The organism is Synechococcus sp. EJ6-Ellesmere, assembly GCF_024345875.1.
GTDB lineage: Bacteria > Cyanobacteriota > Cyanobacteriia > PCC-6307 > Cyanobiaceae > Regnicoccus_A > Regnicoccus_A antarcticus.
Map to the genome: position 1 here is coordinate 1 of NZ_JAGQBY010000128.1, position 8,882 is coordinate 8,882.

An 8,882-nucleotide genomic window follows, 5' to 3' on the forward strand; every position below is an offset into this window, starting at 1 on the left:
CATCCCCCTCAGGGGGGAGGCAGCGCCGACGCGCCGCTGCTGGTGAAAGGTCACAGCGGACCCACGGCCATGGCCCGCACCGGCCTCAATCCGGCAATCCAGTACTGGACCAGCCGGGGCTGGGGCGTGGTGGATGTGAACTACGGCGGCTCCACGGGCTTCGGGCGGGCCTACCGCGAACGGCTCAACGGGCTCTGGGGTGTGGTGGATGTGGCCGACTGCGCCGCAGCGGCCCGCGGCCTGGTGGCAGCGGGCCGCGCCAGCCCTGAGCGGATCGCGATCGAGGGGGGCAGCGCCGGTGGTTTCACCGTGCTGGCCGCCCTCTGCTTCAGCGATGTGTTCCGTGTGGGCGCCTGCCGCTATGCCGTGGCCGACCTCGCCGGCCTGGCCGACAGCAGTCACCGCTTCGAGGCCCGCTACCTGGACGGCCTCGTGGGGCCATGGCCGGAAGAGCGGGCGATCTATGAGGCCCGCTCCCCGCTGCACCACGCGGACAGGATCCGCTGCCCGGTGATTTTCTTCCAGGGTCTCCAGGACCAGGTGGTGCCCCCGCAGCAGACCGAGCGGATCGTCGCGGCGCTCGCCGCCAACCGGATTCCGGTGGAGCTGCATCGATTTGCCGCTGAAGGGCACGGATTCCGCAGCGGCGCCGTACAGATTGAGGTACTGGAGTCCACGGAAGCCTTCTTCCGCAAGCACCTCGCCCTTTGATGCCCTTCATCCCAGTCAGCGTCAGGATTCTGGTGGAGGCCGTCGAGACCCCCGCCGTGGCGCTGGTGGCTCTGGGCCTGGTGCTGGTGGTGGGCCGAAGCCTCGGTGATGTGCTGGGACTTCGCCACTGGGGCATTCCCGAGGCCCTGCTGGCCGGAGTGCTGGGCCTGCTGGTGGCACCGGCGGGGCTGGTGCCCCTGCTCAGCCAACCCGTGATCGACATCTGGGACCAGCTGCCGATGGTGCTGCTCACCCTGGTGTTCGCCACGTTGCTGCTGGCCAAACCGCTGCCCAAGCTGGCCGGACTCTGGAGGCCACTGTCGGCCCAGGTGCTGCTGGCCCTCACCCTGGCTTTCGGTCAGTACATGGTGGGTGGCCTGGTGGTGCTGCTGGTGCTGCAGCCATTTCTGGGGGTCCATCCCCTGATGGCCTGCCTGATCGAGGTGGCCTATGAGGGGGGGCACGGATCGGCCGCCGCCATGGGCGCCAGTTACGCCAGCCTGGGCTTTGAAGGCGGCGAGGCCCTGGGTCTGGCCATGGCCACCGTGGGATTGCTGATCTCCACGGTGGTGGGTGGATTGGTGGTGCTGCTGGCCCGCAGCCGGGGCTGGCTGATGGGGGGCTCCACAATCGCTTCAGGGGTGGCGAACCCCCCGGAGCCGGAGGAGGGCATCACGCCGGAGCAGGCGGAGGCGATCGCCGCCCAGGCTGAGCCGCCGCTGCCCCCTCCGCCGGAGCTGAGGTTTTCGGCTCTGGCCCTGAACCTGGCCCTGACGGGACTCGCCGTGGCCATCGGCGTGGTGGCCCTGGCTGGCCTGCGCCTGATGGCCGACCACGTCGGAGGAGGGCTGGCGAAGGTGATCGATGTGTTCCCGGTGTTCCCCCTGGCCCTGGTGGGATCGCTGCTGGTGCGCTGGCTGCTGGAGCGTTCCGGCAAAGACCACTGGGTCTCGACCCGGGTGCAGAACCGCCTGGGCACGGTGTCGGCCGATCTGCTGATCACAGCAGCCACCGCCTGCCTCGATCTGACCCTGCTGGCCCACGACTGGATGTCACTCACGGCCCTGGCCCTGGCCGGGCTGGCCTGGAACCTGGGGGTGCTGCTGCTGCTGGCCCCGCGCATCCTGCCCTCGGCCTGGTTCGAGCGGGCGATCATCGAGTTCGGCCAGGCCACGGGCGTGGCGGCCAGCGGCCTGCTGCTGCTGCGCATGGCTGATCCACTGGATCGCAGCGAGGCCCTGCAGCCGTTTTCGATCAAACAACTGCTGTTGCAGCCGATCGTGGCCGGCGGAGTGATCACGGTGGTGGCGCCGCTGGCGGTGAGCAGCTGGGGGCTGCCGGCCTGGACCGGGCTCTGCCTGGCGCTGGTGCTGGTCTGGGGCGGTCTGGGCCTGGCCCTGATGGCCAGCTCCCGCACCCCCGCCTGAGACCCTCAGCGCACCATCGCCGCCACGTTGCCTCCATCAACGGTGAGCACCGCGCCCGTGGTGCGCTCCATCAGGGCCAGGGCCACAAAGGCCTCGGCCACATCACTGGCCCGCACCTCCTGGCCCAGCAGGTTGCCGGCCATGTAAGCCTCCTCGCTGACTCCCCGGGCGGCGGAGCGTTTCTGGATCATGCCCTCATCCAGCAGGCCGGAGCGGATGCGATCGGCATTGATCGCGTTGGCACGCACCCCTTCGCGGCCGCCCTCGAGGGCGTACTGGCGCATCAGGGCCAGCAGAGCCGCCTTGGCGATGCCATAGGCGCCGAAACCGGGCCCGGGGTTGAGCGCCTGCTTGCTCACGTTGAAGAGCAGCTGACCGCCCATGCCCTGGGCGCGGAAGATGGCCATCGCCGCCTGGGCGACGCTCTGGTGGGCGAAGAGGTTGAGTTCGAAACTGGCGCGCAGGTCAGCGTCGCTGAGCTCGGCGATGGCACCACTCCAGGCGGCACCGGCATTACTGACCACGATGTCGAGGCCACCGAAGTGGCCCGCCACCGCCGCCAGCGCCTGGCGCACCGCCTGGGGATCGGTGAGATCGCAGGCCAGACCCAGGGCGCGGCGCCCGCAGGCGGCGGCCACCGCCATGGCCTGCTCCCCCTGGCAATCGAGCACCGCCACATCGGCGCCCCGCTGGGCGAAGGCGCGGGCAGTGGCGGCACCGATCGCTCCGGCGCCTCCCGTCACCAGCACCACCCGGCGGGCCAGGGGCAGCTCTTTGGCCTTACCGAGCTTGGCCTGCTCCAGGCTCCAGTACTCCATGTCGAAGGTGTCGTCTTCGCCCACGGGCTGGAAGCGGCCCAGGGCCTCCGCAGCGAGCAGGGTGCGGGCCCAGGCTTCGGCGATGTCGGCGGTGACGGCGGCCTCCTGGGCCGAGCGGCCCAGGCCCACCAGCCCCAGGCCCGGCAACGCCAGCACCCGCGGCAGGGGATCCAACGGCGTGCGCCCGCCGCCGACCCGAGCATTCTGGCGGGCCACGTAGGTCTTGTAGGCAGCAATGAAGACCTCAAGCGCCGTGGCGGCGGCCGCCGTCCAGGTGGCCAGATCGCCGCAGGCGGGCGGCAGCACCAGGGGCTGGGCCTTGGTGCGGATCACGTGGTCGGGGGTGGCCACGCCGCGGCCAGCCCACTCGGGCAGGCGCTGATCGTTGACCACCGCCAGGGCGGGCTCCGAAGCTCGCAGATCAAGCAGCCAGCGGCGGGGAGCGCCTTCGGCCTCGGCGCCTCGGCTGAACAACCCGCGCAGCACCGGCAGCACAGCCGCCGCAGGAATGGGGGGCTCCGGCATGGGCCGCGGCTGGGCCTGGGCGCTCAGCCGGGCCAGGCGCGCCTCGGCCTCCCCCACCAGAGCCAGCATCCGACCGTAGCTCTGCTCGGCCGTGGCCCCGAAGGAGAACAGCCCGTGCTGGAGCAGCACCATCCCTTCCAGCTCCACCCCTGCGGCCCTGGCGCGCTGTTCGGCCGCTTCAAAGGCCTCAGCCGCCGCCAGGGCCAGGGCGAAGCCAGGCATCACATAGGGAACGAGGGCAACCCGATTGCCGTAGACCTCGCGGCAGATCGCCGCCGCGTCGGGTTGATCGGCCAGGGCCAGCAGAGCGATCGAATGGGTGTGATCGACGAACTTGTGGGGCAGAAAGGCGTGGAGGAGAGCCTCCACCGAAGGATTGGGGGCCGAGGGGTCGATCAGGTTGCGGCGCTGGGCCGCCACCATGTCTTCGTCGCTGAGGCTCGTGAGGGCCCGAAGCGCCTGCAGCGGCTCAAGTCTCACAGCGGGGTGACCGGGGGGTTCGATCGTGGCCAGGTCCCAGCCGCTGCCTTTGACGCACAGCACCGGAATGGTCTCCCCCAGCAGGCCCGTGACCGTGGTTTTCACCGACGTGTTGCCGCCCCCGTGCAGCACCAGATCGGGGTCAGCGCCGAGCAGGCGGGCGCTGTAGGTGCGCAGGGCCAGGTCTTTGCTGATGCCCTCGGCGCCGTAGCGGGCCACGGCGGCCTCGGCCTCGGCCTGCGACCAGCGGTTCTGACTCGGCATCCGGCGGAGTGGCGGCAATTGGCCAGGAGGCTAGGGAAGGGCGCAGCAGCCGGACCCGTGCCAGCATCAAGGCCATTGAGCCGGCGCCAGCCGCCACGGCCATGGGGCGATCCAGCAGGTCCGGTCGGCGCCGCCAGGCACGCACGCTCAGCGGCGGGGGCAGCAAAGCCGGGATGGCGCCGGGAACGATGGTGTTCGTCGGCGAGCGCAAGTGTGAGCGCGCCCGTGTCGACATCTTCGATTACAACGCCGAGCAGCTGAGTGAAACCCAGGATGTGGAACTGAGCCAGTGCTTCGAGCAGGCCCTGGCTGAAAACAGCGTGACCTGGATCAACGTCAACGGCATCCACGACGTGGGCTTGATCGAAAGACTGGGAGAACACTTTGGCCTCCACCCGATGACGCTGGAAGATCTGGTGAATACCAGCCAGCGCCCCAAGCTGGAGGAGTTCGGTCACTACCTGCTGATCGTGATGAAGATGATGGAGTTCGAGCGCAGCAGCGCCTCGATCAGCATCGAGCACCTCAGCCTGATCGTGGCCGAGAATGTGGTGCTCTCCTTCCTGGAGGATGAGGGAGATGTCTTCGATTCCCTGCGTGCAAGAATCAGGAAGGGCAAGGGCCGAATCCGGCAGCTGAAGGCCGACTACCTCGCCTACGCAATGATGGACACGGTGGTGGATCACTACTTCCAGGCCATCGAGCAGATCGGTGATCACATCGAGGAGATCGATGACAAGATTCTCGAAGACCCAAGCCCTGATGACATCCAGGACATCCATTATCTCAAGCGCGACGTGCTGACGCTGCGCAAGGCGGCATGGCCCTGCCGTGAAGTGATCAGTGCGATCGAGAAGGGATCCTCACCGGTGCTGACCAACAGCACCCGGGTGTACTGGCGTGATCTCTACGACCACACCATTCAGGTGATCGACATGGTGGAAACCTACCGGGACATCCTCGGCGGCATGCACGACACCTACCTCTCCAGTCTCAGCAACCGCATGAACGAAGTCATGAAGACGCTCACGATCATCTCGTCGATCTTCATCCCGCTCACCTTCATCGCGGGCGTCTACGGCATGAACTTCGAGAACATGCCGGAGCTGCGCTGGCGGCTCGGCTATCAGGCCACACTGGGGCTGATGGTGCTGATCGGCGCGGGTCTAGCGCTCTACTTCCGCCGCCGCCGCTGGCTCTGAGCCCGGGGCCAGCGGTCCATAGAGGCTCCGCAATCCCGCTTCGCTGGCCGGTGCCACCCCTCGCTCGGTGATCAGGGCCGTGACCAGCCGCGCCGGGGTGACATCGAAGGCAGGGTTGAAGCCTCTGCTCCCCTGGGGGGGCAGCTGCACCAGGGCGACCTCACCCGCTGCGGAGCCGGTCAGGGCCAGCCCCTGGATGTGAGTCACCTCCTCGGGGGAGCGGGCCTCGATCGGGATTCCGGCCACACCATCGGCGAGGGTCCAGTCGATGGTGGAGGCGGGCAGCGCCACGTAGAAGGGCACGCCGTTGTCGTGGGCGGCCAGGGCCTTGAGGTAGGTGCCGATCTTGTTGCAGACATCCCCCGTGCGGGTGGTGCGGTCGGTGCCCACGATCACCGCATCCACGAGGCCGTGCTGCATCAGGTGACCGCCGGCGTTGTCGACGATGACGGTGTGGGGCACCCCTTCACGGCCAAGCTCAAAGGCGGTGAGGCTGGCGCCCTGGTTGCGGGGGCGTGTTTCATCCACCCAGACATGGATAGGCAGCCCGGCGCGGTGAGCCTTGTAGATCGGCGCCAGGGCGGTGCCCCAGTCGACGGTGGCCAGCCAGCCGGCGTTGCAGTGGGTGAGCACATTCAGGGGTTCCTGCCGCCGCTCGGGAGGCCGCTCAGCCGTCAGCCGCCTCAAGAGCTCCAGTCCGTGATCGCCGATCGCCGCGCACATGGCCACATCCTCATCGGCGATGACGGCCGCCTCCGCCGCCGCCGCGGCGGCGCGCTCGGCCACAGGCAGCGGCGTCACCCGGTCACGGACCCGCTCCAGGGCCCAGCGCAGGTTGATCGCGGTGGGGCGGGTGGAGTTGAGCCGCTCGAAGGCCGCCACCAGGGAGGCATCCCCCGGATCGGCCTGCAGGGCGAGCATCAGGCCGTAGGCGCCGGTGACACCGATCAGGGGGGCGCCGCGCACCACCATGGTGGCGATCGCCTCGGCGGCCTGATCGAGCGTGGCAAGCGAGCGGGTGCTGAAGCTGTGGGGCAAGCGGGTCTGATCGATCACCCCCACCGAGCGGCCGCCGTCCTCGAGCCAGATCGTGCGCCAGGCCTTGCCGTCGATGTTCATCCGATGCCGCGTGCCACGTGTCGCCGGCCCATGCTGACAAACCACAGGGCGCTGGCACCGACCCGGGACCAGCGGGTCCAGGACTGGTTCCTAAGCTGAACCGGACCTCGCCGCGAGGCACCATGCCGAGCAATCCCGTCACCTGGTTCGAGCTCAACGTGAGCGACATCGAGCGGGCCAAGGCCTTCTACGCCGCGGTGTTCCAGGTGGAGTTCCAGGACCTCTCCAATCCCGAGATGGACTACTGGTGCTTCCCGATGGACACCTCCCAGGTGGGCGCCGGCGGCGCGCTGATGCGCATGGCCGGCTGCGAGCCCGGCAAGGGCGGAACGATGGTGTACTTCAGCTGCGAGGACTGCGCCATTGAGGAAAGCCGCGTCGTGCCGGCCGGCGGCCAGGTCTGCCGCCCGAAGATGGCGATCGGCGAGTTCGGCTTCATCTCGGTGGTGCTCGACACGGAGGGCAATCCGATCGGATTGCATTCCATGCGTTGATGCCTGCTGGCGCGTCTTCAGCGCACGCTGAGTGGATCCCAGGCCTCGGGACCGATCACGAAGAGGATGTCGCCCGCCAGCAGGCGGGTGTGGCCGTGGGGATACGTGATGGGTTCCCCAGAACGGGTGATCGCCAGGATCGTGACGTTGTGCTCCGCGCGCAGACCGCAGCTGGCGATGGTGTGGCCCACCAGCGCTGACTGCTCGGCCAGGCGCAGGGAGTGGGTGGTGAGGTGCGGCACGGCCACACGCAGATCGCTCACAGCGGTGGCTTCCGGCGAGAGGCTGCGGGCCATCTGGCGCCAGCCGCCGCGCACTTCAGCGATCAGACGCTTGATGTCGTCGCGGGGCACGAGCATCCGCGCCAGCACACGGGAGAACACCTCGATCGACACCTCGAGTTCATCGGCGATCACCTCATCGGCTCCCAGCGCCAGCAGGGTTTCCACCTCGCGCAGATAGCGGCTGCGCACCAGGATGAAGGCATCGGGTGCAAAGCGGCGCGCCAGTTCCACGACGCGCCGGGCACCGGCGGGATCATCGATCACCACCACGATGGCGCGGGCCCGATCGGCATGCACCAGGCGCAGGATCGGCTCCTGGCTGGCATCGCCGTAGTGAATCGGCTCACCGGCGCTGAGGGCATCGCGCACGATCGCGGCGTTCACATCCAGCACGGCATAGGGGATGTCGCAGCGCCGGGCCATGCGGGCCAGGTTGGCGCCGGTGACGCCGAAGCCCACGATCAGGATGTGACCGCTGAGGCCATCGGTGCTGCCGGAGCTGACCGGCACCAGGCGGCGGCGCTCCAGCCGCCGCAGGGGGGTGGTGGCCACCCAGGCGGCCAGGCCTGGACCACAGGCCACCAGGGCCGGGGTGAGCATCATGCTCAGCACGGCCACATCCAGAACGGTCTGGAAGATGTCGGGACCGAGCAGGCCGGTGCTCACGCCGGCCTTGGTGGCCACCAGGGAGAATTCACCCACCTGGGCGAGCGCCAGGCCGGTGAGCACCGACCCTCCCAGGGGCAGGCCCACCACCAGGGCCGAGCCGGCGGCCACCAGGGGTTTGACCAGCACCACCCCCAGGGTGAGCAGCAGCAGCGAGAGCGGGGGGGCGAGCATGAACTGGATGTCGAGCAGCATGCCGATCGACACGAAGAACAGGCTCATCAACACATCGCGGAAGGGCAGCATCACCGCCACCGCCTGATGGGAATACTCCGACTCCGAGAGAATGAAGCCCGCCAGAAAAGCACCCAGCGCCAGTGACAACCCCAGCGACTGGGTCATCATCGCGATGCCCACACAAAGGCTGAACACACCGAGCAGAAAGGCCTCCGAACTGCGGGTGCGGGTGATGCGCTCCAGCAGCCAGGGCACGATCCAGCGCCAGGCCAGCCACGCCACGAGGGCCACGAGGGCGATCCTTCCCAGCAGGGCCGCGATCGTCCCTCCTCCCGACGCCGACCCCACCCCAGCGAGCAGGGGAGCGATCAGCATCACCGGAACAACACCCACATCCTGATAGATCAGGATTGCCAGAGTGGTGCGCCCATGCGGTGTTTCCAGTTCGGCTCGCTCCTGCAGCATGCGCAGCACGATGGCCGTGCTGGAGAGCGCCACCACGAAGCCCACATACACCCCCTGTCCGGGGGAGAGCCCCAGCCCCATGCAGATCGCCCCCACCAGGGCTGCGGTGCCGAAGAACTGCAGGGAGCCGCCGATGAGGAAATGACGGCGCAGACGCGCCACGTCCGCCAGGGAGATCTCCAGCCCGATCACGAACAGCAGCAGCACCACGCCGATCTCGGCCAGCAGTTCGATCTCGTGGACGTTCTGC

At 68.6% G+C, this 8,882-nt stretch carries 7 protein-coding genes; 4 read left to right on the forward strand and 3 right to left on the reverse strand.

From position 1 onward, the window contains the following. Together KBY78_RS13170 and KBY78_RS13175 are read left to right on the forward strand one after the other, a co-directional pair. A partial coding sequence (locus KBY78_RS13170; RefSeq protein WP_255143960.1) for a S9 family peptidase occupies positions 1–711 on the forward strand: 711 nt, incomplete at its 5' end. Next, a complete protein-coding gene (locus KBY78_RS13175) occupies positions 711–2,138 on the forward strand; it encodes a sodium:solute symporter (RefSeq protein ID WP_255143961.1) in 1,428 nt (475 codons plus the stop codon). The genes KBY78_RS13170 and KBY78_RS13175, both read left to right, overlap by 1 nt. A 5-nt stretch (positions 2,139–2,143) precedes the next feature. Here KBY78_RS13175 and KBY78_RS13180 read toward each other — a convergent pair whose 3' ends face one another. Then, positions 2,144–4,225, reverse strand: coding sequence for a bifunctional aldolase/short-chain dehydrogenase (locus KBY78_RS13180; RefSeq protein ID WP_255143962.1), 2,082 nt, complete (start codon positions 4,223–4,225; stop codon positions 2,144–2,146). Positions 4,226–4,326: 101 nt separating this feature from the next. On the opposite strand from KBY78_RS13180, the gene corA reads away from it, so the two are divergent. Further along, positions 4,327–5,427: a magnesium/cobalt transporter CorA gene (gene corA / locus KBY78_RS13185; protein WP_255143963.1), complete on the forward strand. Its 1,101-nt coding sequence runs from the start codon at positions 4,327–4,329 to the stop codon at positions 5,425–5,427. Here the strand turns inward: corA and mtnA are convergent. Further along, on the reverse strand, positions 5,392–6,546 hold the full coding sequence (gene mtnA, locus KBY78_RS13190) for an S-methyl-5-thioribose-1-phosphate isomerase (RefSeq protein WP_255143964.1): 1,155 nt from the start codon (positions 6,544–6,546) through the stop codon (positions 5,392–5,394). The genes corA and mtnA overlap by 36 nt on opposite strands. Before the next feature lie 122 nt (positions 6,547–6,668). On the opposite strand from mtnA, the gene KBY78_RS13195 reads away from it, so the two are divergent. Next, the gene (locus KBY78_RS13195) at positions 6,669–7,040 is read left to right on the forward strand and encodes a VOC family protein (RefSeq protein WP_006172082.1); all 372 of its coding nucleotides are present in this window, start codon (positions 6,669–6,671) and stop codon (positions 7,038–7,040) included. Between the two features lie 17 nt (positions 7,041–7,057). On the opposite strand, the gene KBY78_RS13200 is transcribed toward KBY78_RS13195, so the two are convergent. Then, positions 7,058–8,882, reverse strand: a 1,825-nt coding sequence (locus KBY78_RS13200) for a monovalent cation:proton antiporter family protein (protein WP_255143965.1), incomplete at its 5' end; no start/stop codon positions are given.